This window comes from Shewanella dokdonensis (assembly GCF_018394335.1).
Classification (GTDB): domain Bacteria; phylum Pseudomonadota; class Gammaproteobacteria; order Enterobacterales; family Shewanellaceae; genus Shewanella; species Shewanella dokdonensis.
In genome coordinates, this window is sequence record NZ_CP074572.1 from 3404014 (window position 1) to 3428687 (window position 24674).

Below are 24674 nucleotides of genomic sequence, written 5' to 3' on the forward strand. Positions count from 1 at the left end.
TGCTTTCATTGGCGATCCTGATAGTAAATTCGTCCTCACGTTAACAGGTTATTGTGATAAGCGCCAGTGACATCCGTTGTGCTTAACGTGGTTGCACCGCTTCTGCTTCAGCTCCTGAAATATCGTTTGCCTCAGTTGCTGCATCTGGCACATCGCTGCTGTTATTGTCTGCTAATGTTTGCTGATCATGTTGATTATCCAGCCATACTAGCGTGTCGTAGTAACGGCGGATATTATCCACATACTGCACAGCTTCACTGCCTCGGGCATAACCGTATTTAGTTTCTTGATAATACTTACGTTTTTGCAATAGTGGCAGTACCTGTTTGACATCTTTCCAGGCGCTGGGATTCTTCCCGAGTTTTTCTGCCAGTACGCGGGCATCTTCTACGTGTCCAAAGCCGACATTATACGATGCCAAAGCAAACCACATCCGTTCTTCGTCGGGGATGGAAGCGGGCAGCGTCTGCAAAATACTCGCTAGGTATTCAGCGCCGCCACGAATGCTCTGTTGCGGATCGAGGCGATCGTCTACCCCGAGTTGCTGGGCGGTGGGAATGGTCAACATCATCATGCCGCGAACACCGGTTGGTGAGCGCGCGCGCGGGTTCCAGTGGGACTCCTGATAGCTGGTGGCCGCCAGTTTTCGCCAGTCCAATTCGCCAGCGTAGCTTTTAAACCAAGACTCAAATTGTGGTAGCCGCAGTTTCACAGCCCGGATAAACGCGCGGGTATCCACATAGTCAAAGCGTTTCACGTGGCCGAAGTATTTTTCTACCAGATGATCGAGGGTGCCATCACGTTTTTCCTGATGCCAGAAACGCAATAATTCACTCATTAATGGATCGCTGTTATTGCGAGGCAGTAGCCAAACAACGGGTTGTTGTTGTTTGAGTACCAAACTGGCACGTAACTCCGGCATAAAACGGCGGTTAATCTCCAAACTGGTAGAATCGGTAATGGTGTATTGCAATTCGCCACTGGCAATCATCGACAGCAGTTCTTCATTGTCTTTGTCGTTCACTTCCTGCCATTGCAGCGATGGGTATTCAGGTTTGAGATCTTCCAGTGTTTCAATAAAGGAAGAATCGGCAACCACTTCCAGCGGCTCTGAAAGGCTGCTCAAGTCAGTGGGGATCGCGTTGCCTTCGCGGTACACCAGCAATTGGTTGACATGATAGAGTGGCGGGCTGAGACGAAAATGGTTGCGGCGAATGTCGGTGTCACCCAAACCCGCGGCAATCAGATCTATCTGCCCTTCGTCCAGCGCATGATAGAGTTCGTGGATACTGCCATAAGGCACCATTTCCAACGGTTTATTCAGAAAGTCTGCAAAACGGGAGGCCAATTCGTAGTCGAACCCGCTGTCACCTCGAGCGGAAGCCACATAAATTTGCGGGCCATAGAGCGTGCCCACCCGCAGGGTCTCAAATTGACCGGGAGGTGTTGGTGGGGGCGTTTCTGTCATGGGCAGTTTCTGGCAACCGGCCAGCAACAGAAGCGCAGTGAAAACAGCAGTCAGTTTTTTCATTAGTTGTCGCTAATTGAGATCTTGGCTGTAGTTGTTATCAACTTTGGCAGTATCCCGCTGCCGGACAATTTACTCCTACATTTCAGCCTGTTGCCTCAACAGTTGCGTTTGCATCCCAAACAATCTGTGGCGTTGTTTGGTGAGCTGAACGCTATGTTCCTCTTATTGAATAAGTTTATACCATAGATGGCGGTTAATTACGCAAACTGCGAGGTGATTTAACCCCGATATTTCCCTATAATAGCGCCACTTCTGACCCTGTAATCCTATTTAAATAAGGTGATAAGACGTGATGGAAATCATCCGCGGAGCCCCGGCACTCTCTGCTTTCAGAGTGCAAAAATTGTTGCAAGCCTGCAGTGCCGCAGGGCTGTCGGTCAAGGATATTTACGCAGAATATATTCATTTGGCTGATGTGACCGAATCTTTGACCGATACTGCTCGAACTCAGTTGCAAAAGCTCCTCACTTATGGCCCCGCCATAGAATCTCATGAACCGCAGGGCTTGTTGCTGTTTGTTACTCCTCGTCCTGGCACCATTTCTCCTTGGTCTTCTAAAGCAACTGATATTGCACATAACTGTGGTCTGGCTCAGATTAAACGGTTGGAACGAGGGCTGGCGTACTATGTGCAGACGCCGGCGCTAAATGCCGCGCAATTGCAACAACTGAAGTCATTGTTGCACGACCGTATGATGGAAGTGGTGTTAGAGCATTTTGCCGATGCTTCTTGCCTGTTCCAGAAAGCGGAGCCAAATCCGTTAGTCAGTATCAATATTCTGGCCGAAGGGCGTCGGGCATTAGAAAGTGCTAACCGGCAGTTAGGGTTGGCGCTGGCAGATGACGAAATCGATTATCTGGTGGAAAATTTCATCAAACTGGGGCGTAACCCCAACGATATTGAGTTGATGATGTTTGCCCAGGCGAACTCAGAACATTGCCGCCATAAAATCTTCAACGCTGACTGGACGATTGATAATGAAGTTCAGCCCAAGTCACTGTTCAAGATGATTAAAAACACCTTTGAAAAAACACCCGAATACGTGTTATCGGCTTATAAAGATAACGCCGCGGTAATGACCGGCTGCGAGGCTGGGCGTTTCTTTCCAGACACGGATGGGGTTTATCGTTATCACACCGAACCCGTACATATTTTGATGAAGGTGGAAACGCATAACCATCCAACCGCCATCAGTCCTTTCCCTGGCGCGGCTACCGGCTCGGGCGGAGAAATACGTGATGAAGGCGCTACTGGCCGCGGTTCAAAACCGAAAGCGGGGCTGACTGGCTTCAGTGTGTCAAATCTGCGGATCCCCGGATTTGTGCAACCGTGGGAAGGGAATTATGGCAAACCTGAACGTATTGTCAGTGCCTTTGACATCATGCTCGATGGCCCTCTGGGCGGTGCGGCATTCAACAACGAGTTTGGCCGCCCGGCGCTGCTGGGGTATTTCCGTACTTATGAACAGCAGGTCAACAGTCATAATGGTGTGGAAGTGCGTGGTTACCATAAGCCGATCATGCTAGCCGGCGGTCTGGGTAATATCCGCGAAGAACATGTGCAAAAGGGCGAAATTTCGCTCGGTGCTAAGCTGATTGTGTTGGGCGGCCCGGCGATGAACATCGGTTTGGGTGGCGGTGCTGCATCTTCTATGGCTTCCGGCCAATCCAGTGAAGACTTGGATTTTGCCTCAGTGCAGCGTGATAACCCAGAAATGGAACGCCGCTGTCAGGAAGTGATCGACCGTTGCTGGCAACTGGGTAAAGACAACCCGATCCAGTTTATTCACGACGTGGGCGCGGGTGGTTTGTCGAATGCCTTCCCAGAGTTGGTCAGTGATGCCGGGCGGGGCGGTAAGTTTGAGCTGCGCAATGTGCCGTCTGATGAACCCGGCATGAGTCCGTTGGAGATCTGGTGTAACGAATCACAAGAACGTTATGTGTTATCCGTTGCCGCCGAGAAGCTTGAGACTTTTACCGCAATCTGTGAACGGGAACGCGCCCCATTTGCCGTAGTCGGCGAAGCTACCGCCGAAGAACACTTGAGTCTGCATGACACCCATTTTGACAACAAACCGATTGATCTGCCGCTGGAAGTGCTTTTAGGTAAACCGCCGAAAATGAGCCGGGATGTTTCCAGTCTTCAAGCAAGTGGTAAGCCGCTGGATAAGAGCCAGATCCAAGTCGCTGAAGCGGTAAAACGCGTGCTGAGTTTGCCCACCGTGGCCGACAAAACCTTCCTGATCACCATCGGCGACCGTACGGTAACGGGTTTGGTCAATCGTGATCAAATGGTCGGCCCTTGGCAGGTGCCTGTGGCCGATTGCGCGGTGACGGCTGCCTCCTATGACACTTACGCGGGTGAAGCGATGTCGATGGGGGAACGTACGCCGCTGGCATTACTGGATTTTGCTGCTTCAGCGCGCATGGCGGTGGCTGAGTCACTGCTTAATATTGCCGGTGCGGATATCGGCGATTTACAGCGCATTAAGCTCTCTGCTAACTGGATGGCCGCGGCTGGGCACCCTGGTGAAGATGCCGGTTTGTATGCGGCAGTCAAAGCTGTGGGTGAAGAATTGTGCCCAGAACTGCAATTGACCATTCCTGTCGGTAAAGACTCCATGTCAATGAAAACCGCTTGGGAAGATAGTGCCGGCAAGAAAGCCGTTACTGCACCCTTGTCACTGATTATTTCGGCCTTTGCGGCGGTGCGTGATATTCGTCATACCGTAACGCCTGAGCTACGTAGTGATAAAGGTGACTCTGCATTATTGCTGGTGGATGTTGCTAACTGTCGGCAGCGTTTGGGCGGTTCTTGTCTAGCACAGGTATATGGCGAGTTGGGCGACCAAGCTCCTGACGTTGATAATGCGGCAGTGCTTAAAGGCTTCTTTAACGTTACGCAAACACTGGTGGCTGAACGTAAGTTGCTGGCCTATCACGACCGCAGTGATGGTGGTTTGTTTGTTACGCTCAGTGAAATGGCTTTTGCTGGTCATACTGGTCTGGATGTGGATTTAAGTGCCTTGCCCGGCAGCGATATTGCTCGCTTGTTTAATGAAGAACTGGGGGCTGTTATCCAAGTCGCTGCCGCCGATGTGGCCAACATCACCCAAGCGTATCAGTCGGCAGGGGTTAACTGTTTGCCAATTGCGGTGATTAATCAAGAGGATGTGCTGCGTTTTTCTGACGGCTCTCGCGCCGTCTTTAGTGCGAGTCGCACAGAACTACGCAAGCTTTGGTCTGAAACCACATACCGCATGCAGGCGCTGCGTGATAACCCTGAATGTGCTAGCGAAGAGTTTGCCTTGAAACAAGATGCAACCGATCCAGGGCTTACTGTGAAGCTGGGCTTCGATCCTCAGGAAGATATAGCCGCACCTTATATTCTCAAAGGTGTGGCGCCCAAAATTGCCATTGTACGCGAGCAAGGGGTTAACTCTCAGACAGAAATGGCGGCAGCTTTTGATCGTGCGGGCTTTGCTAGTATCGATGTGCATATGTCAGATGTACTTTCTGGACGCATCAAACTGCAACAGTTCCAAGGGCTGGTGGCCTGCGGTGGTTTCTCTTATGGTGACGTGTTGGGAGCGGGTGAGGGCTGGGCTAAGTCAATTCTGTTCAACGCCCGTGCCAGAGATGAATTCAGTCAGTTCTTTGCCCGTGAAGATAGTTTTGCGCTCGGCGTATGTAACGGCTGTCAGATGCTGTCTAATCTCAAGGATATTATTCCTGGGGCGGAACATTGGCCGCGTTTTGTTCGCAACCGTTCAGAGCGGTTTGAGGCGCGTTTCAGCCTAGTGGAAATCCAACCGAGCCCGTCGCTGTTCTTTAATGGCATGAGTGGTTCCAGAATGCCCATTGCGGTTTCCCATGGAGAAGGCCGTGCTGAATTTGCTTCGAACATTGCGCAGCAACAGGCTGAGCAAACTGGCACAGTGGCATTGCGCTATGTGACAGGCAATGGCGAAATTGCCACGCTTTATCCGCAAAATCCGAATGGTTCGCCAGCGGGGTTAGCGGGTATAGCATCTAATGATGGGCGGGTAACCATCATGATGCCGCATCCTGAACGAGTGTTCCGTACCGTGGCTAACTCATGGCATCCGGATAACTGGGGAGAAGATAGTCCCTGGATGAGAATGTTCCGTAATGCCCGAGTCAATGTCGGCTAATCTAGTTATATAAGATTTTTCTGATACCAAAAAGGCGGGTAAATTTAATACCCGCCTTTTTCATATGCGTTGTCTAGTACTTAAAAATACATAAATTCAATATGTTATCCTGTAAACCGTATTTTCGTTACCACTGAAGTGAGTAAAACTAAGTCTTAAGACAAAGCGGCAGACTAGCTTACTGCAAAGTCCATTTTGCCGTGCAAACAATACTTTGGCGATTATGCCACTCCTTTATGACTTCCATGACACCTTTCACCGCATAAGAACTTCATAATAATTTTATTGATAGTGCTAGTCATTAACGTTATGGCTACTGTTAATTATTTTTACCAAATAAAACAAAAGGATATGAAGTACATATAGGTAGGTTGTTGCCAATAATTGACGAAAAAATGGCATTCTTGATAGGGCTTTATCGCTGCTGTTGGCTATATGTGGCCGCTATTGCTGCTGTCGATTGCGGCATAACGGTGCACTTGTGTTGTTAATGTTAGCAGAATAAAAATCTTAAAAATTTAAATCAATGATTAGTTATATTTATCAATATTTATAAAATAAATCTAATTTAAATTGTTGTTTAAATAATTAAACATTATATTTCAATTGATTATGATTAAGTATTAGGTATTGGTTAAATTTTAATCTTATAAAAATATTAAGCTTAAAAAATAAAAATTTTATTTATGGTGATTTTTTTGGTTATTTCTATGGAGTTCGTAAAAACAGCGGGAAATAGTTAAATTTGCCTAACTCCTATCACGTGTAACTATAGTTGTCAATAAGCTTTTATGCTGAGTGTGCCGCTCGCCTCAAAAACCGCTTAAAGCCAAGGGTTTGATTGATTTGAGTCAAAATCAGGTGGTATAAAATAGTGGCGAATTTTGACGAATGCATTTAACCAACTCACTGATATTTAATGTTTTATAAGTATCTCGGAGAAGGTGGGTTTTGAAGTAATACACAAAATTCTAATGAAGTGTGATTCGCGTCACGATTAGGCGGCAAAAACCATATTTGTGAGGTTAGCGCTGCTGAAATGCCGTTCGAGAATCATTTGGATGGTTTATCTGATGGAACAGCATCGGATAGAAATTTACAAATTTACTAACGCTATCCTACTCACCATCGGGTCGTTTTAATGGGGATTGAAACGGGCAGATGGAATACCATGTAAGGAGTCACAAATGATAGTTGGAGAGGTTGTTGAGCTATCGCGCTTCCAGTTTGCGCTGACAGCCATGTATCACTTCTTGTTTGTTCCCCTCACTCTGGGTATGACCTTCCTGCTGGCTATTATGGAATCACTTTATGTGATGACTAATAAGCAGGTTTATAAGGACATGACCAAGTTCTGGGGTAAATTGTTCGGTATCAACTTTGCGCTGGGGGTGGCTACCGGTTTGACGATGGAGTTCCAGTTCGGAACCAACTGGTCATATTATTCCCATTATGTAGGGGATATTTTTGGTGCGCCGCTGGCCATTGAAGGTTTGATGGCATTTTTCCTTGAGTCCACTTTTGTGGGGATGTTCTTCTTCGGCTGGGATCGCATGTCTAAGCGCCAGCACCTTGCTGCAACTTGGTTGACGGCATTGGGAACAAACCTGTCAGCCTTGTGGATCTTAGTGGCAAACGGTTGGATGCAGAATCCGGTGGGTTCAGTGTTCAACTATGAAACCATGCGTATGGAGATGACCAGCTTCGCCGAGGTGTTGTTTAACCCGGTCGCTCAGGTGAAATTTGTTCACACTGTGGCTTCTGGCTACGTTGCGGGTTCTATGTTTGTGCTGGCGATCAGTGCTTACTACATCCTGAAAAAACGTGATCTGCCATTTGCTCGACGTTCATTCGCTATTGCTGCCAGCTTCGGTATGGCATCAATTCTATCGGTAATCGTGCTGGGTGATGAATCTGGCTACCGTATGGGCGAAGTACAGCGTGTTAAATTAGCCGCCGTAGAAGCTGAATGGCATACCGAACCAGCACCTGCATCATTCACTGCATTTGGTTACCCAAATCAGAATGAGATGGAAACCGACTTCGCTATCAAGATCCCTTATGCAATGGGCATCATTGCTACCCGTTCTTTTGACGAACAGGTCACTGGTATTCACGACTTGGTGAAAGAACATGAAGCCCGCATCCGTAATGGTATGCAAGCTTATGCACTGTTGGAAAAACTGCGTACGGCTAAGAAAGATCCTAGCATAGTCGTTGACGCCGCTGACAAGGCCGCTTTTGAAGAGAAGAAAGTGGATCTGGGCTATGGGCTGCTATTGAAGCCATACACAGATAAAGTGGTCGATGCTACCGACGAAATGGTGAAGCAGGCTGCTAAGGATTCTATTCCTAATGTGGCACCACTGTTCTACAGCTTCCGTCTGATGGTTGCTCTCGGTGTTATCATGTTGCTGGTATTCGCCGCAGCATTCTGGCAGAGCACTCGTCATCAGATAGAAGAAAAGCCTTGGGTACTTAAAGCCGCCTTCTACAGTTTGCCATTGCCGTGGATTGCTATCGAATGTGGTTGGTTTGTGGCCGAATATGGCCGTCAACCTTGGACTATCTCTGAAGTTCTGCCAACTTATATGTCTGCGTCAACTCTGAGTGTTGGTGATCTGTGGTTCAGTATTATTACTGCTACCTTGATCTACTCCGTGCTGTTGGTTATCGAGCTGTTCTTGATGATTAAGTTTGCACGTCGTGGCCCCAGCAGTCTGAAGACAGGCCGTTATCATTTTGAAAAATTGGAAGCCTGAGCAGAGGGATTAGACCATGTTTGATTACGAAATATTGAGATTTATCTGGTGGGCACTGGTAGGTGTTCTGCTGATTGGTTTCGCGGTAACAGACGGTTTTGACATGGGGGTTGGTGCCTTATTGCCATTTGTTGGCAAAGACGACACTGATCGCCGTGTGATGATCAATACCGTGGCTCCACACTGGGATGGTAACCAGGTATGGCTTATCACTGCCGGTGGGGCACTGTTTGCTTCCTGGCCAACCGTATATGCGGTTTCCTTCTCAGGATTCTACGTGGCGATGATTTTGGTGTTGGCGGCGTTGTGGCTGCGTCCGGTAGGGTTTGACTATCGTTCCAAGATTGAGGATCCAAAGTGGCGTAAAACCTGGGATTGGTGCTTGTTTATCGGTGGTTTTATTCCGCCACTGGTCATCGGTGTGGCTTTCGGTAACTTACTGCAAGGTGTGCCTTTCCACTTCGACGAATACCTGCGTCCTTACTATGGAACAAGTGACAGTAACTGGATCCTCAACCTGCTGTATCTGTTAAATCCTTATGGTTTGCTGGCGGGATTAATCAGTGCTGCCATGTTCATGAATCAGGGCGCTTGCTGGTTACAGATGAAGACTGAAGGTGAACTGCGTAACCGTGTGGCTGGCGCAGCGCAGATCCTGTCATTGGCTATTCTGGTGCTGTTTGCCATTGCCGGTGTATGGTTGGCTTATGGTATTGATGGCTATGTCATCAAGTCTGCACTGGATACCCACGCGGCTTCTGACCCTACCAATAAACAGGTTGCGGTTGAGGCTGGTGCTTGGTTGGCAAACTACAGCAAGTACCCATTAACTGTGATATTCCCTGTTCTGGGCCTGGTGTCGCCGCTGCTGGTAGTTGTTACCAGTCGTATGGGGCGTTCAGGGTTCGCGTTCCTGTTTAGTTCATTGACTATTGCGGGTGTGATCCTGACTTGTGGTGTGTCTATGTTCCCATTTGTGATGCCTTCTTCACTGGATCCGAGTGTGAGCCTGACAATGTGGGATGCTACTGCTAGTCACCTGACTCTGACTGTGATGACTTGGGTTGCGATCATCTTTGTGCCAACGGTACTGGGATACACTCTGTACACATACTACAAAATGTATGGACGTATCGGTCGCCAGCATATTGAATCCAACAGTACTTCACTTTACTAAGGAGCAGCAAGTATGTGGTATTTCACTTGGGTATTAGGTTTATTGCTGGCTTGTTCCTTCGGTATTATCAATGCACTCTGGTTGGAAAATACAGAGAACATGGATAGAGACGACGTAGAATAAGTGTAGCTAGTAACTGAAACATAAAGGCCCCTGAAGTATATGCTTTGGGGGCTTTTTATTTACCTCCTTTCCTAGAGCTGCAAGCCGAGGCAGACCTGTATCGACCAGGGTAATTAGCGGGCCCCCATGTGTGTGCGTACCGGCGGGTAAGCTAGGCAAGTACTGCATCTGCCCTTAATGCATTTCTGGGGGTATTTCTCAGCACGTTTTTTGCCAGACGCGTGGGTACTGCTTGGTAATTCTGCAACGTGATGCGTGAGGTCATGCTTGATACTTTGTGATTACTGTATTTTTATAATATTCTAAATAATTTAAATTATTCAGCATAATAATCTAATTTTCTACATTTGCCGTAGGCGGGTAATCATCAGATTTAGATGATTTAGCACAATTTCATGCAGGGTAAAATCTCATCACCATTGCCGTTCTAAATGCTAACTATCGCACAGTTTAAAACCTGCAAAAAATATGTATCTTATTGATTATGTGATCAATTGTTCAATCGTGTCGTGAGTTTGATGGACATTCTTGAAAGTTTGATTTAAATCAATGTTACGTGCGTTATGAGGTGGCAGGGTAGGTGCGGTTGTTATAAAAATCACGAAAATTGATGCGGTATCAAGTCGCTATGGAGTGAGTAAATGAAAAAGAATATCCTGTCAGGATTGATAGTTGCTGCACTGTTTTCTGCTGCTGCACCGGCAATGGCGCATCAGGCTGGGGACATTATTGTTCGCGCCGGTGCCGTGGTGGTAGCTCCAAACGAATCAAGTGACGATGTATTGGGCTTTGGGGAGTTCAATGTAGACAATGACACTCAGTTGGGGCTGAATTTTGCTTATATGCTGACTGATAATGTTGGTATTGAACTACTTGCTGCCACCCCATTTAGCCACGATGTTAAGTTAAACGGTGTTGGCACTATTGCGGATACCAAGCAATTACCTCCAACGCTGGTTGCTCAGTATTATTTTGGTAATGCTCAGTCTAAGTTGCGTCCTTATGTCGGTGCTGGTGTGAATTACACTATGTTCTTTGATAATGACTTCAACCAAGGTGCCAAAGATTTAGGATTGGATAATCTTAGTATGAGTAATTCTTGGGGACTTGCCGCTCAAGTGGGTCTGGATTATCAGATCAACAAAGATTGGCTGGTTAATGCTTCTGTTTGGTATGCCAAGATCAATACTGATGTAAAATTCACCATGGATGATACTAACTACAAAATCGATACTGACATTGACCCATGGGTTTATATGATCAGTGTTGGTTACGTATTCTAATAGCCTGTTGGGGGCGACTAAAAAAGGCGCATTTAGCGCCTTTTTTATGTTTGATAGGTTTGTTACTCAATGGCTGCGGGCTCTTTCGCGTTTTTCTTTTTCCAGTGACGGGTGTTGTAGATATATTCGGGCAGTAGCAGGGTAAGCCAAGCAACTAGACGCCAGCGCTTAGTGACATAGACCCGGCGCTTCCCTTTCATCAGGGCACTCACTACCTGGCGGGCAACTTCATCTACCGGGGACAACCATATACGGCTGTGTTGTAGCGCCGCTTTATCCAGCAATCCCAACTGAATATCTGTGATAGTAATGGGTAACTTCAGTCGCTGCGCATGCATTGACAGCCCTTCCAAGTAATTTTGCGCAAAGGCTTTAGCGGCGTGAAATGCCACGCTTGGCCCGCCGCGCAGTCCGGCGATAGAGTTTATTGCCGCAATTTGACCGAGCCCTTGCTCGCGAAATAAACGGAAAGCCGTGTTACAAATGGCGGCAAAGCCACGAACATCCACATCGATGATTTCCTGCTCCAGCGCCCAAGGTAAGTCGGGATGATAAGAATTCAGTCCGGTATTAACCAATAGCAGACGTACCTCATTCATCTCTTGCCAGACACGTTCTAACTGCGGAATGAGTTGTTGTGGATCTTCAATACACAGATCATAAACTTTCGCAGCGGATGGTAATTCGGCAGCAAATTCGCGGAGACTCTCCGCATCATGCGCCAGCAATGCCAATTCGATTCCTTGTGAGGATAACTGCCTCGCAATCTCCTTGCTTAGCATTGAACTGGCACCAACAATAATGGCGGAGGTCTTGGACATAATGGCACTCTACAGCTGAAATTGGGTCTTATAATAGGTGGATAGTCGTCCCTTCTCAAGAATTAGTCATGGAAGTATAGACATCCAGAAGTCTTTATGTATGATCACGGTTATCTCTCTGTGGTATTAAAGTCTGCTGCGGCTACTAACCGCTCATGGCGACACAGATGCTCTGCGATAACCGGAGAACCCTGTTCTCCACCAAATATAAAGAGGCGGATGATGCCCGTAAGAATTCCCGATAATTTACCTGCGGCCGATGTGCTTGAATCTGAAAACATCTTTGTGATGTCTGAAAGCCGGGCAGCGATGCAGGATATTCGGCCGATGAAAGTGCTGATCCTCAATCTGATGCCTAACAAGATTGAAACAGAAACGCAGTTGTTGCGTCTTTTGAGTAATACACCATTACAGGTGGATATCGATTTATTGCGGATCCACGACAAAGAATCCAAGCATACGCCGTTGGATCATCTGAATACCTTTTATCGGGATTTTGATGAAGTGCGGGAGCGTAACTTTGACGGTCTGATCATTACTGGTGCACCTTTAGGTAAGCTGGATTTTGAAGAGGTGACTTACTGGGATCACATTAAAGAGGTGATCGACTGGTCGCAGACACATGTGACGTCGGTACTGTTTTTGTGCTGGGCCGCTCATGCGGGTTTGTTTCATCTTTATGGGTTAAAGCGTGAGATCCTTAATAACAAATGCTCTGGAGTGTTTGAACATACGCGCGTGAAGGCTCATATCCCTTTGCTGCGTGGCTTTGATGACGTATTTTACGCCCCTCATTCTCGCTATGCACAAATGAACGTTGCCGAGCTAAAGGCACATCCGCAGTTGCAAGTATTGGCAGAATCAACAGAGGCTGGTGCTTATCTGGTGATCAGTAAAGACCATCGAAATCTATTTGTCACTGGGCATCCTGAATATCGAAAGGGGACTTTGCGTGACGAGTATTTCAGAGATCTTGCCGCCGGTATCGCACCACAAATTCCGAAGAATTACTTTCGTAACGATGACCCTAATGCTGAGCCGGTAGCTCGTTGGTTTGGTCATGGCAATCTGCTGATCAGTAATTGGCTCAATTATTACGTATATCAGCTCACCCCCTATGATCTTAGCGATCTCAGTGCCAAAACCCCTTGGGAACAAGCGAATACAAAAGTACTAACAGGCCACCGTTAAGGTGGCTTGTTAGTATTCTATCCTAGCAGTTTGCCCATCAGCTTTAATCTCCTGTCTCCGCTTGCCGTTGTTCGCAAATTTTTCAGCGTGACCTAATATTAGACCAATGACTAGTTGCTTTACGTTCGCGTAAACGTAATTCTTATGGCGTCGCTTAACGATAAAGGCTTCTTTTGGGGAGAAGACCATAACAATCAAGGGGGCGAAGATGGGCGTAACAATCACTGATGATGTAGTGATCGTCGCCGCAAGGCGGACACCGATGGGCGGATTTTTGGGGAGTCTGGCATCGGTGGCCGCCCCACAGTTAGCGGCTACTGTGATCAGGGAGCTATTACACAGTACACAGTTGCCAGCCGCGCGAGTGAGTGAGGTATTACTGGGTTGTGTGTTGCCAGCGGGTACTGGTCAGGCACCTGCGCGTCAGGCCGCTTTGGGGAGCGGTTTGCCGGTATCAGTAGGGGCCACCACTGTTAATAAAGTCTGTGGTTCAGGCATGAAAGCCGTCATGCTGGCGCACGATATGCTCCGGGCTGAAACGGCTGAGGTCGTTATTGCCGGGGGAATGGAAAGCATGAGCCGGGCGCCTTATCTGCTGGATAAAGCACGCACTGGGCAGCGCATGGGACATGGGCGACTGGTGGACCATATGTTTATTGACGGCCTAGAAGACGCCTATACCGGTGGCTCTATGGGCAGTTTTGCACAAAAAACAGCGGATGAATTTGGGCTTAGTCGTGCGGATATGGATGCTTGGGCCATGACATCACTTGAGCGGGCCAATGTGGCTATCGCTAGTGGTGCGTTTACCGCAGAAGTTGTTACCGTTACAGTCAATGATCGGCGGGGTGATTATCAGATTGATACAGACGAACAGCCGGGTAAGGCGAAGCCAGAAAAATTCCCACCTTAAAACCTGCTTTTGCGCAGGATGGCACCATTACCGCGGCCAATTCCAGTTCGATTTCAGATGGCGCCGCCGCGTTGATGCTGATGCGTCGCTCCTTGGCGCAATCGCTGGATTTACCTGTCTTAGCCGTCATCAAGGGGCATGCTAGTCATGCTCAGGCACCGGCTCAATTTACCACGGCACCTATCGGTGCGATGAATAAACTGCTGCAACAACTCCATTGGTCGATTGCCGATGTGGATCTGTTCGAAATCAACGAGGCTTTTGCCATGGTGACCATGCTGGCTATCGATCAGTTGGAACTGGATCTCGCGAAAGTGAACGTGAATGGCGGCGCTTGTGCGCTGGGTCATCCCATTGGTTGCTCAGGCGCCCGCATTCTGGTGACCCTTATTCATGCACTGAAGCAACGCAGTCTTAAACGCGGAATTGCCACTTTGTGTATCGGCGGCGGTGAAGCAACGGCTATTGCTGTTGAGATATAACCCGGCGCTTTCAACAGGACTCATGTTTATGACAACGCTTATAAAACATTTCATCGCTGGCGAATTCACTGCCGGTGACGGTGCTCGTAGTATCAGTGTGACCAATCCTGCGGATAATCAGCCAATTGCGCAGGTTAAGTGTGCTACGCCAGCCGAGATTGAACTGGCGGTTAGCAGCGCGGCGCAAGCATTTAAGTCGTGGCGTAAGGTGGCGGTGCCAGAACGGGCACGGCTGATGTTGCGTTATCAGCACCTGCTTAAACAACACCATGATGAACTGGCAACCATTCTTGCTAAAGAAACCGGCAAAACCTTTGCTGATGCTCGCGGCGATGTGTGGCGTGGCATTGAAGTGGTGGAACACGCTTGTAATATTCCTTCGTTATTGATGGGCGAAACGGTCGAGAACGTAGCGAACGGTATCGATACCTACAGCATGATCCAGCCATTAGGTGTTTGTACGGGGATTACACCATTCAATTTCCCGGCGATGATCCCGCTGTGGATGTTTCCGTTAGCCATTGCCTGCGGTAATACCTTCATTCTGAAACCGTCGGAACAGGATCCGATGACCGCGCAGCGCCTCGCCGAACTGTTTGCCCAAGCTGGCGCCCCCAAAGGCATATTGCAGCTGCTGCATGGTGACCGTGAAGTCGTCGATGCCTTGCTGTGTCATCCACAGATTAAGGCAATTTCTTTTGTCGGCTCGGTTGCGGTTGGGCGTCATGTTTATCAAACCGGTACGCAGCATCTAAAACGCGTACAAGCCTTTGCTGGTGCCAAAAATCATTGCGTGATCATGCCAGATGCCAATAAACAACAGGTGATTAATCAACTGGTAGGCGCCGCGGTTGGCGCCGCAGGGCAACGCTGTATGGCTATCTCGGTGGCCGTGTTTGTCGGTGACGCAAAAGCTTGGTTACCGGAATTACGAGAGGCTATGGCTAACGTCCGCCCTGGGCTGTGGAATGATGCGGAGGCGGGATTTGGGCCGCTCATCAGCCCTCAGGCTAAACAACGGGTGTTGGGGCTGATTGCGAAGGGAAAAGCAGAAGGGGCGGCGTGCCTACTGGATGGTTCTGACGTCAGTGTCAGCGGTTATGAAACCGGCAACTGGGTCGGCTCCACCTTATTTAGCGGTGTCACAGAAGAGATGAGCTTATACCGCGAGGAAATTTTTGGCCCGGTATTAAGCTGTATGGAAGTCGACTCGTTGGCGCAGGCAATAGCGTTGGTGAATCGTAATCCTTACGGCAACGGTACTTCGCTGTTTACTGCCAGCGGCGCGGCAGCACGGCAATTCCAACATGAAGTAGAAGTAGGACAAGTGGGGATCAATATTCCTATTCCCGTACCTTTGCCGTTTTTCTCTTTCACCGGTTGGAAAGGCAGCTTCTACGGTGACCAGCATGCCTATGGCAAACAGGCGGTGCGTTTTTATACCGAGACCAAAACCATCACCAGCCGTTGGTTTGACGATGATATTGCATCTGCACCCAATATGACCATCAATTTGCGTTGATGCGTTCTTCGCAGCAATTATCTTGGCAACAGGTGGTGATGATTTTACCGCCGGGAGTATCTGATGGATTTTAATCTGAATGAAGATCAGCGCCAATTTGTTGAACTGGCGCGCCAGTTTGCCGTTGATGAACTGGCACCACATGCGGCGCAATGGGATGCAGAACATTACTTTCCCAAAGCGGTTATTCAGCGCGCGGGTGAATTGGGTTTTGCGGTTTATATGCCGCAGAGGATTGTGGTGGCCTGGGATTATCACGGCTGGATGCTGCGTTGATTTTTGAACAGTTGGCACAGGGCTGTACCACAACTACCGCCATGATCACTATCCATAACATGGCCACCTGGATGTTGTGTCGTTGGGGCAGCGACGAGCTGAAAAGTGCCTGGGCTGAAACGCTTACCTCGGGGCAGAAACTGGCATCTTATTGTCTGACAGAGCCTGGTGCCGGTAGTGATGCTGCTTCTCTGACCACCAGGGCTATCCGCGATGGTGAGGAATATCTGCTCAATGGCACTAAATGTTTTATTTCTGGGGCTGGCGCCACTGAATTGCTGATAGTGATGGCGCGTACAGGTGCTGCGGGCGCGAAAGGTATCTCAGCATTTGCCGTGCCAGCAACTGCGCAAGGTGTTAGCTATGGTAAGGCGGAAGCTAAGTTAGGTTGGCATGCTCAGCCAACGCGGCAGGTCAGTTTTGACCAAGTTCGGATCCCAGCGAGTTATCGCTTAGGGGAAGAGGGGCAAGGCTTCAGCATGGCGATGAAAGGGCTTGATGGCGGACGCATCAACATTGCCGCATGCTCGCTGGGAACGGCGCAGGCAGCATTGCAGCAGGCGCTCAACTATATGCACCAACGTCAGCAGTTTGGTAAGCCGTTAGCCGCTTTTCAGGCGTTACAATTTAAACTCGCCGATATGGCCACCGAGCTAGTCGCTGCGCGGCAGATGATGTACCTCGCCGCCAGCAAACTGGATGAACAGGCCGCAGAGGCAACGTCGTACTGCGCCATGGCAAAACGTTTTGCTACGGATGCCGGTTTCGCTATCTGTGATAGTGCCTTGCAGATCCACGGTGGCTACGGCTATATCCGTGAATATCCGTTAGAGCGGTATTTCCGTGATGTGCGGGTACACCAGATCCTCGAAGGTACCAATGAAATCATGCGCCTCATCATTGCCCGGCGATTGCTGGAGCAAGACAGTGCCTTGGTACAATAACCGGAGCGCTTATGTCACCGTTAATTGTGGAAACTATCGGCCACAGTGCCGTCATCACCATGAATCATCCTCCGGCAAACACCTGGACTTTGGCCAGCTTGCAATTGCTACGGGATACCATTGACAAGTTAAACCAAGATCGGCACATCCGTGCTTTAGTGATCACCGGCGCTGGCGCTAAGTTTTCTCTGCCGGTGCCGATCTCAACCAGTTTGCTGCGGCTGATAAAGGCCATGCCGCCACTGTGGCTGCGGCATTCGGGGCGGCGTTTGAAATGCTGAGCGCGTTTCGCGGCGTATCCATTGCTGCAATCAATGGTTACGCCATGGGCGGCGGGTTGGAAGTGGCACTGGCTTGTGATATCCGTCTTGCCGAAGAACAGGCACAACTAGCGCTGCCAGAAGCGAGTGTCGGCTTGTTACCTTGCGCAGGTGGCACCCAGAATCTGACCGCATTGGTAGGCGAAGGCTGGGCGAAACGGATGATCCTCTGCGGTGAACGGTTGAATGCTGCAACAGCATTGACAATCGGCTTGGTGGAAGAGGTGGTGGCGACCGGGACGGTATTGCAGCATGCGCTGGCATTAGCCGCTAAAGTCGCCAACCAGAGTCCGGCTAGCGTCCGCGCTTGTAAACAACTGATCCAATCCGGCCGCAATATGCCGCGTAATCAAGCGCTGCCAATGGAGCGTGAGTTGTTTGTCGCGTTGTTCGATACCGAGGATCAACAAGAAGGTGTCAAGGCGTTCTTAGAAAAGCGCTCGGCACATTGGCGTAATGCGTAAGGAGGATATCTGTGGAACAGGTGCTATTTAAAACCCTGGAAAGTGTCAGCGGTAAACATATTGGTGTGGCGACACTGAATGCAGAAAAATCACTTAATGCACTGAATTTGCAGATGGTGCGAATGCTGGCAAAACAGTTGCAACGCTGGCAACAGGATCCTCAGATTGCCGCTGTGGTGTTGGATGCTAACGGTGATAAGGCCTTTTGCGCTGGCGGTGATGTTCGCGCGCTGTATCAGGCGCAGCGACATAATCCCGGTAGTTTCACGCATGAAGCCCGATTATTTTTTGAAGAAGAATATCGCTTGGACTATCTGCTCCACACCTTCGGTAAGCCTGTATTACTGTGGGGCGATGGCATAGTGATGGGCGGCGGACTCGGCTTGATGATGGGCGCCAGTCACCGCATTGTGACCGAGCGCTCCCGCATTGCTATGCCGGAAGTCACTATTGGCCTGTATCCCGATGTCGGGGGCAGTTATTTCTTGGGGCGATTACCGGGTAAAACCGGGCTGTTTCTTGGACTAACCGCTTACAACCTTAACGCCGCAGACGCGCGCTATTGCGGCTTCGCCAACCATTTTTTAGCGGCGGCAGACAAACAGCGTTTGCTTGATGCTATGAGCACGCTCAGTTGGGGTGACAACCACACGCTTAACCACCAGAAGTTGCATGATTTACTGACCATGCTCGCAGCCAATTGTAGTGAGCATCCCGGTAGCAGTCGACTCAAGGCGCAACAACTGGTGATTGACCAATTGATGTCGGGAACGCTCGCAGAGGTGCTGCAAAAGATGCAAAACCTGACATCAGAACCGTCTTGGTTACAGCAAGCGCGTGACACTATGCTGCAAGGCAGTCCTCTGAGTTGGGCCCTGGCGTGGCAACAAGCACGCTTAGGCAACTCTATGAAATTGGCCGATTGTTTCCGTATGGAATTGGGCTGGAGTCTTAACTGCTGTGCTATTGGGGATTTCTGCGAGGGCGTCAGAGCGTTGTTAGTGGATAAGGACCATGCCCCACAATGGCGTTATGGCATCGGCCGTTTGCCACCACTGGAAGCCGTAGAAGCATTATTGGCTAATCCGTTCCCTCATGAGCATCCGCTTGCCGACCTTTGAGCAACCTATTGAAACAGGAGTGCGCAATATGAGTACAGTAGCATTTATTGGCTTGGGAAATATGGGGCTGCCGATGGCAGTCAATCTGCTACATAAAGGCTTTAAGGTACGCGCCTTTGATCTGGTCAGCGAGGCGGTTGCCGCTATTGCGGGCAAAGGCGCCACAGCTTGCCATAGCGCCATTGATGCCGCTACTGGTGCCGATGTCGTGGTGTCTATGCTCCCCGCTGGCAAACATACCCGAGCCTTATACCTTGGCGATAATGATAGCAAAGGGCTGTTGCAGACAGTTGCTGAAGCCACACTATTGATTGATTGCTCAACGATTGATGCCGCTACCGCTAAAGAGGTGTCACTGGTGGCAGAGAATAAAGGGTTTGATTTTGTCGATGCCCCGGTATCGGGAGGAACGGCTGGTGCTACGGCGGCGACATTGACCTTTATTTGTGGTGGTAACGTCACTGCGGTGGCTCGTGCCAAACCGGTTCTCAGTGCCATGGGCAGTAATATTTTTCATGCAGGTGGCCCTGGTAGTGGGCAATTAGCTAAGATCTGCAACAATATGCTGCTGGCCGTATTGATGGTTGGCACCAGTGAAGCGCTCAGCATGGGCATAGATAACGGTTTGGATCCTAAAGTGCTGTCAGATATCATGAAGCTCAGCAGCGGTGGTAACTGGACGCTGGAAAAGTACAATCCCTGTCCTGGGGTGATGCCAGACGTTCCTGCATCTAAAGGCTACCAAGGCGGTTTTATGGTGGAGCTGATGCTCAAGGATCTCGGCTTAAGTCAGGAGACGGCGCTGAAGAGTTTATCCAGCACCCCCATGGGTGCCTTAGCCAGAGCCTTGTTTGTGTCCCACGCCCGCAACGGTAATGGTCGCCGCGATTTTTCCAGTATATTTGAGCAGTTCAGTAAGCAAAAAACATAATTACAAAGGAATTTGCAATGGAGATTAAAGGTAAGGTGGTGGCGATTACTGGCGGTGCCGGTGGTTTGGGGTTCGCTATGGCGCAACAACTGGCGGCGGTGGGCGCTAGACTCGCGCTGATCGACCTTGACCAACAGAAACTGGAACATGCCTGTGCGCTGTTGGGCGATACAGAAGTGCAAGGCTACGCGGTGGATATCACCGACGAAGAAGATGTGATAGCCACTTTCGGTTTTATTCTGGAAGACTTTGGACAACTCAACGTCTTGGTCAATAACGCCGGTATTTTACTCGATGGCATGTTGCTGAAAGCGAAAGAAGGACAAGTGACCGAACGCATGTCGCTTGAACAGTTCCAGGCGGTGATCAATGTTAACCTCAGTGGCAGCTTTTTGTGTGGTCGCGAAGCCGCCGCGGCAATGATCGAGTCGGGGCAGACTGGTATTATCATCAACATCTCTAGCTTGGCCCGCCACGGCAATATTGGGCAAAGTAATTATGCGGCTTCCAAGGCCGGGGTTGCCTCACTGGCGGTCGGCTGGGCCAAAGAGCTGGCACGTTATCAGATCCGCGCCGTTGCAATTGCGCCGGGGGTGATTGCCACCGACATGACCGCCGCCATGAAACCTGAAGCGTTGGCGCGGTTAGAAAAGGCGGTCCCCGTTGGCCGGCTTGGACAGGCCGATGAAGTTGCCGCTACGGTAAAATTTGTCATTGAAAATGATTATATTAACGGCCGGATCATTGAAGTTGATGGTGGTTTATCGCTGTAGTCGTTAGCCGCTGACGCCAGTCAAAATCCTGACTATTCCCATTCGTGACAGAATGTTCTAACGTGGGGAGTAATCAGGATTTTTTATTGTCTGAGCAGTGTGCTGAACACTATGCGCCAGCGATGAAAGTTGACATACACCCCATGAGACTGAACAATTCGCGCTGATGATGAGAAAGGTGACTAGAGGTTAAGCTGTTTCATGCACTGGCTGGAAACTGGATTGAAGCGCATCATGCTGGTGCTGGGGTGCCTAGGTGTTGTCGTGATATATGGTGGATTTTTTATCTGTTATTTAGCGGCCGTTCCACCGCGCCTATTAATTGGTTTTACTTGATTTCTCCCTGGTTGTGCGTGTTCTTTGGCCTGTCGAAGAACCAGCAGCAACGGGTGTTACAGTGGTTTCTTGATAAATTTAACAGCAAACACTAAAAAGCCCGCGAGCAGCGGAAAATATATTGAGGGAAAGGCAATGATTACCGTGGGTGCTATGGTGAGGAGACTAGGTCTGGCCGCGCTCGTTGTGTTGCAGGTTGCTTGCAACCCGCAACCGCCAGCAGAAGCAACCACAACAGAGGGAAAACCTACAGTGCAAACATCCGCCTACGGTACCTGGGAATCACCGTTAAGTGCCGAAGATGTATTCGGTCAGGCCGTCGCCATTGGTCAACTACAGAGCGTTGATGGTGGCATCTATTTCAGTGTTTCTGATCCCTCACAGGGCGGACAACTGGGAATAAAAAAATTAGCATTCGATGGTCAGGTAACCGAAGTGGTTCCGGCGACTTTCGGGGTCGGTAGTCGCGTACATGAGTATGGCGGCGCACCTTATCTGGCGATTGGAAACAGCGTTTTTGTCACCCGTATGGCAGATCAGCTATTTTATCGAATTGCTCCCAATCAAGAGCCCGTGGCTCTGACGCCGTCAGGCACCCGTCATGCTGACTGTATTTCGTACTCGAAAGGCTCGCGTATCATCTGCGTTCGAGAAGATCACCGAGTTGCAGGCGAAGCTAAAGCGAGTCTGGTTACCATCAATCTGAATTTTGCGGGCGAGGGCGATACCTTTGTTGATGGTCATGACTTTTTCAGCTCTCCGGCGATCAATGAAGACAACTCGCAGCTGGCCTGGATTGCCTGGGATCACCCCAACATGCCTTGGGATAATACCCAATTATGGGTGGGCGATCTTAATCGCAAGGGCCAGATAACAAATGTGCGCCAAATGGCGACCGCCCATAAAGGCGCAGTGATGCAGCCACTTTATGCCCCTGACGGACAACTCTATTTTATTGCCGATTATGATAACTGGTGGAACCTGTATCGGTTAAAGGCTGATGGCAGTATTGAACAAGTGACTAAGCTGCAAGGGGAAATAGGCAAACCAGCCTGGGGCTTTGGCGAGCATGCCTATGCTTTTGAAAATGCCCATAGCGTTGTGTTTGCCTATCATCAGAATGGCAATGTCCACCTGATGCGCCAAGATGTGAATAGTGGTGTGAGTGAAGAGCTGGCGACAGATTTTGCCGATGTGAGGCAACTGATCAGTGCCGATAACGGCGTATATTTTGTCGGCGCTAAAGCGACCCCTGAACGCGGCATCTACAAGGTCTCTGGTCGTGGAACTGAGCTGGTATATGCGCCGCCTATCAAAGGGTTAGAACCAGATTATATCTCTAAACCGGTGGCGCTAAGTTTTGACACCAGTGACCGGCAAAAGGCTTATGGCTATTTTTATGCGCCGCAAAATCCCTTATTTAGTGCCCCCAAAGACAGTAAACCGCCCTTAGTCATGATGTTACATGGCGGACCCACCGCGGAAGCCAGCAGCGCTTACAGCAGTGCTATTCAATATTGGACAACCCGCGGCTTTGCGGTATTTAACCTAAATTACCGTGGCAGTACCGGTTATGGCCGAAAATATCGTCAGAGTCTGTATGGCAAATGGGGTGTCGCCGATGTGGAGGATGCGGTCAACGCCGCTAAGTACTTAGCCGCTGAAGGATGGGTTAACCCCGACATGCTTGCCATTCGGGGGGCAGTGCTGGCGGTTTTAGTGTGCTGGCCGCATTGGCCTTTCATGACAGTTTTAAAGCCGGTACCAGTTATTTTGGTATCAGCGATATCGAGATCCTCGCCAAAGAAACCCATAAATTTGAGTCGCGTTATCTCGATCAATTGATCGGCCCTTACCCGGCAGCCAAACAGATTTACCACGATCGTTCGCCGCTTTACCATCTGGAGGGCTTGAACGAACCGTTACTGCTGTTACAAGGGCTAGATGATAAAGTGGTGCCACCGAATCAATCCGAGCTGATCTATCAAGCGGTGAAAGCCAAAGGGGTACCCACCGCTTTTATTGGCTTTGACGGTGAAGGACACGGCTTTCGTAAACCCGCCAATAATATCCGCGCGCTACAGTCGGAACTGTCTTTTTACGGGCAAGTTTTTGGCTTCACACCAGCGGGCTATTTACCCGCATTAACACTGGATAATGCCGCGGCACTACCGAAAACCGCAGCAACTCAGTGATGACAGCAGTTTTTGCCAGACAGCCCCTCAATGATGGGGCAGTCTGGTGAATCGCCGCCATGACACTGATCCACCAATTCACTCAACTCGGCATGTAGCGATGCCAGACTTGCCATTCGTTGTTCCAGTGCTTTTAGATGTTCACTGGCCAAGCGTTTGACATCACTGGCACAACGTTGTGGATCATGTTTCAGTTGCAGTAAATCCTTACACTCTTCAATACTGAAACCGAGTTCCCGGCAGTGTTGCACAAATTGCAGTGCTTCCAGCTGTGTCCGGTTGTATTCCCGATAACCGTTGTCTCCACGTTCCGCTTGCACTAGGCCGATATCATGGTAATAACGGATGCTTTTGATACTCAATCCGGTCGCTTTTGCCACATCTCCGATTTTCATATAGCAACTCCTGTGATCCATCGCTGAACTTTAACAATGGATAAGAATACCGTACTTGACTCTCCAGTTACTGGAGACTTTAACCTTTACTACATCGAAATACCATGAGCAGTTTGCCCATGAGCGGTTTAGGTTTAGGAGAAGCATATGAAGGTTTACCAGTTTCATATCGATAACATGCATTGTGGTGGCTGTGCCCGTAAGCTTCAGGCGTTATTTGCTGATGAGACCGGGGTTAGCACAACAACAGATATTGCCAGCAAGTCACTGACGCTGACCCTGACCGATGCGGCAACGCTCAGCGAAGAGCAGGCTCGGGCTCGTTTGCAACAGGCTGATTATCCAGCAAGTACAGCCAGTGATTGGCACCATTTTAAGGTCGCTGATATGAATTGCGGCCACTGTGAAGCTTCGATTCGACAGGCGCTAGCCGACGCGGATGAAGTGACAGTGGACTTGTCCACTAAGCAGGTTTCGGTGCTGAGTCAGCAAGATGATGCATCATTGATGGGCTTGATAACCACGGCTGGATTTACGCCTGAGCCTTGGGCCGAAACCGCGGCAACTTGGCATGAGTTTAAGGTGCCGGATATGACCTGTGGTCACTGTGAAGCTACTATTCGTAAGGCGTTGGCGGATGCAGACGAAGTGCAGGTTGATCTGCAAACTAAAAAAGTGTCTGTTTTGAGTGCGCAAGAGACTCCGGCACTCATGGCTGTTATTGGTGAGGCGGGTTATTCCCCAGAACTGTGGCAAGCAGAAAATAGCACTAATTGGCATAGGTTTAAGGTGCCGGATATGACCTGTGGTCACTGCGAAGCCACTATTCGCAAGGCGTTGGCCGATGCAGATGAAGTGCAGGTCGATCTGCAAACCAAACAGGTTGCAGTGTTAAGTCAACAAGATGAGCAGCAACTATGCGCCAGTATTCAAGCCGCAG

General features: G+C 49.5%; 13 protein-coding genes and 6 pseudogenes. 16 read left to right on the top strand and 3 right to left on the bottom strand.

The window, feature by feature from the left end:
- Positions 1 to 82: 82 nt before the first annotated feature.
- The gene (mltF, locus tag KHX94_RS16425; RefSeq protein WP_213681439.1) at positions 83 to 1531 is read right to left on the bottom strand and encodes a membrane-bound lytic murein transglycosylase MltF; all 1449 of its coding nucleotides are present in this window, start codon (positions 1529 to 1531) and stop codon (positions 83 to 85) included.
- Between the two features lie 292 nt (positions 1532 to 1823).
- On the opposite strand from mltF, the gene purL reads away from it, so the two are divergent.
- The 5 genes from purL (at position 1824) to ompW (ending at position 11050) form a co-directional block, all read left to right on the top strand.
- Positions 1824 to 5705: a phosphoribosylformylglycinamidine synthase gene (gene purL, locus KHX94_RS16430; RefSeq protein ID WP_213683493.1), complete on the top strand. Its 3882-nt coding sequence runs from the start codon at positions 1824 to 1826 to the stop codon at positions 5703 to 5705.
- 1187 nt (positions 5706 to 6892) lie between these two features.
- Positions 6893 to 8467 (top strand): cytochrome ubiquinol oxidase subunit I, encoded by a 1575-nt coding sequence (locus KHX94_RS16435; RefSeq protein ID WP_213681440.1) that lies wholly within the window; start codon positions 6893 to 6895, stop codon positions 8465 to 8467.
- Positions 8468 to 8483: 16 nt separating this feature from the next.
- Positions 8484 to 9644 (top strand): cytochrome d ubiquinol oxidase subunit II, encoded by a 1161-nt coding sequence (gene cydB, locus KHX94_RS16440; protein WP_213681441.1) that lies wholly within the window; start codon positions 8484 to 8486, stop codon positions 9642 to 9644.
- Between the two features lie 12 nt (positions 9645 to 9656).
- Positions 9657 to 9767, top strand: a complete 111-nt coding sequence (gene cydX / locus KHX94_RS16445; protein ID WP_213681442.1) for a cytochrome bd-I oxidase subunit CydX — start codon at positions 9657 to 9659, stop codon at positions 9765 to 9767.
- Positions 9768 to 10408: 641 nt separating this feature from the next.
- The gene (gene ompW, locus KHX94_RS16450) at positions 10409 to 11050 is read left to right on the top strand and encodes an outer membrane protein OmpW (RefSeq protein ID WP_213681443.1); all 642 of its coding nucleotides are present in this window, start codon (positions 10409 to 10411) and stop codon (positions 11048 to 11050) included.
- 62 nt (positions 11051 to 11112) lie between these two features.
- On the opposite strand, the gene KHX94_RS16455 is transcribed toward ompW, so the two are convergent.
- The gene (locus tag KHX94_RS16455; protein WP_213681444.1) at positions 11113 to 11871 is read right to left on the bottom strand and encodes an SDR family NAD(P)-dependent oxidoreductase; all 759 of its coding nucleotides are present in this window, start codon (positions 11869 to 11871) and stop codon (positions 11113 to 11115) included.
- Between the two features lie 222 nt (positions 11872 to 12093).
- Between KHX94_RS16455 and metA the strand changes: the two genes are divergently transcribed.
- The 10 genes and pseudogenes from metA to KHX94_RS21875 all read left to right on the top strand — a co-directional run bounded on the left by metA (position 12094) and on the right by KHX94_RS21875 (position 23339).
- Complete coding sequence (gene metA, locus KHX94_RS16460) at positions 12094 to 13062, top strand: homoserine O-acetyltransferase MetA (protein WP_213683494.1); 969 nt, start codon at positions 12094 to 12096, stop codon at positions 13060 to 13062.
- Between the two features lie 208 nt (positions 13063 to 13270).
- Positions 13271 to 14457: pseudogene (locus KHX94_RS16465) on the top strand (thiolase family protein).
- Between the two features lie 28 nt (positions 14458 to 14485).
- Positions 14486 to 15979 carry a CoA-acylating methylmalonate-semialdehyde dehydrogenase gene (locus tag KHX94_RS16470; protein WP_213681445.1) on the top strand — a complete coding sequence of 498 codons (1494 nt, stop codon included), beginning with the start codon at positions 14486 to 14488 and terminating at the stop codon, positions 15977 to 15979.
- A 63-nt stretch (positions 15980 to 16042) separates the two neighbouring features.
- A pseudogene (locus KHX94_RS16475) lies at positions 16043 to 17199 on the top strand (acyl-CoA dehydrogenase family protein).
- An 11-nt stretch (positions 17200 to 17210) separates the two neighbouring features.
- A pseudogene (locus KHX94_RS16480) lies at positions 17211 to 17983 on the top strand (enoyl-CoA hydratase).
- 5 nt (positions 17984 to 17988) lie between these two features.
- Positions 17989 to 19104 carry an enoyl-CoA hydratase/isomerase family protein gene (locus tag KHX94_RS16485; protein WP_244859463.1) on the top strand — a complete coding sequence of 372 codons (1116 nt, stop codon included), beginning with the start codon at positions 17989 to 17991 and terminating at the stop codon, positions 19102 to 19104.
- Between the two features lie 28 nt (positions 19105 to 19132).
- Entirely contained in the window at positions 19133 to 20035 is a 903-nt protein-coding gene (gene mmsB, locus KHX94_RS16490; RefSeq protein ID WP_213681446.1) for a 3-hydroxyisobutyrate dehydrogenase, read from the top strand.
- A gap of 17 nt (positions 20036 to 20052) precedes the next feature.
- On the top strand, positions 20053 to 20808 hold the full coding sequence (locus KHX94_RS16495) for an SDR family oxidoreductase (RefSeq protein WP_213681447.1): 756 nt from the start codon (positions 20053 to 20055) through the stop codon (positions 20806 to 20808).
- A gap of 201 nt (positions 20809 to 21009) precedes the next feature.
- Positions 21010 to 21239, top strand: a pseudogene (locus tag KHX94_RS20700) (hypothetical protein).
- Between the two features lie 58 nt (positions 21240 to 21297).
- A pseudogene (locus tag KHX94_RS21875) lies at positions 21298 to 23339 on the top strand (S9 family peptidase).
- Here KHX94_RS21875 and cueR read toward each other — a convergent pair.
- Complete coding sequence (gene cueR / locus KHX94_RS16505) at positions 23333 to 23734, bottom strand: Cu(I)-responsive transcriptional regulator (protein ID WP_213681448.1); 402 nt, start codon at positions 23732 to 23734, stop codon at positions 23333 to 23335. The pseudogene KHX94_RS21875 and the gene cueR overlap by 7 nt on opposite strands.
- 147 nt (positions 23735 to 23881) lie before the next feature.
- Between cueR and KHX94_RS20710 the strand changes: the two are divergent.
- A pseudogene (locus KHX94_RS20710) lies at positions 23882 to 24667 on the top strand (heavy-metal-associated domain-containing protein); the annotation flags it as partial.
- Positions 24668 to 24674: the final 7 nt, after the last annotated feature.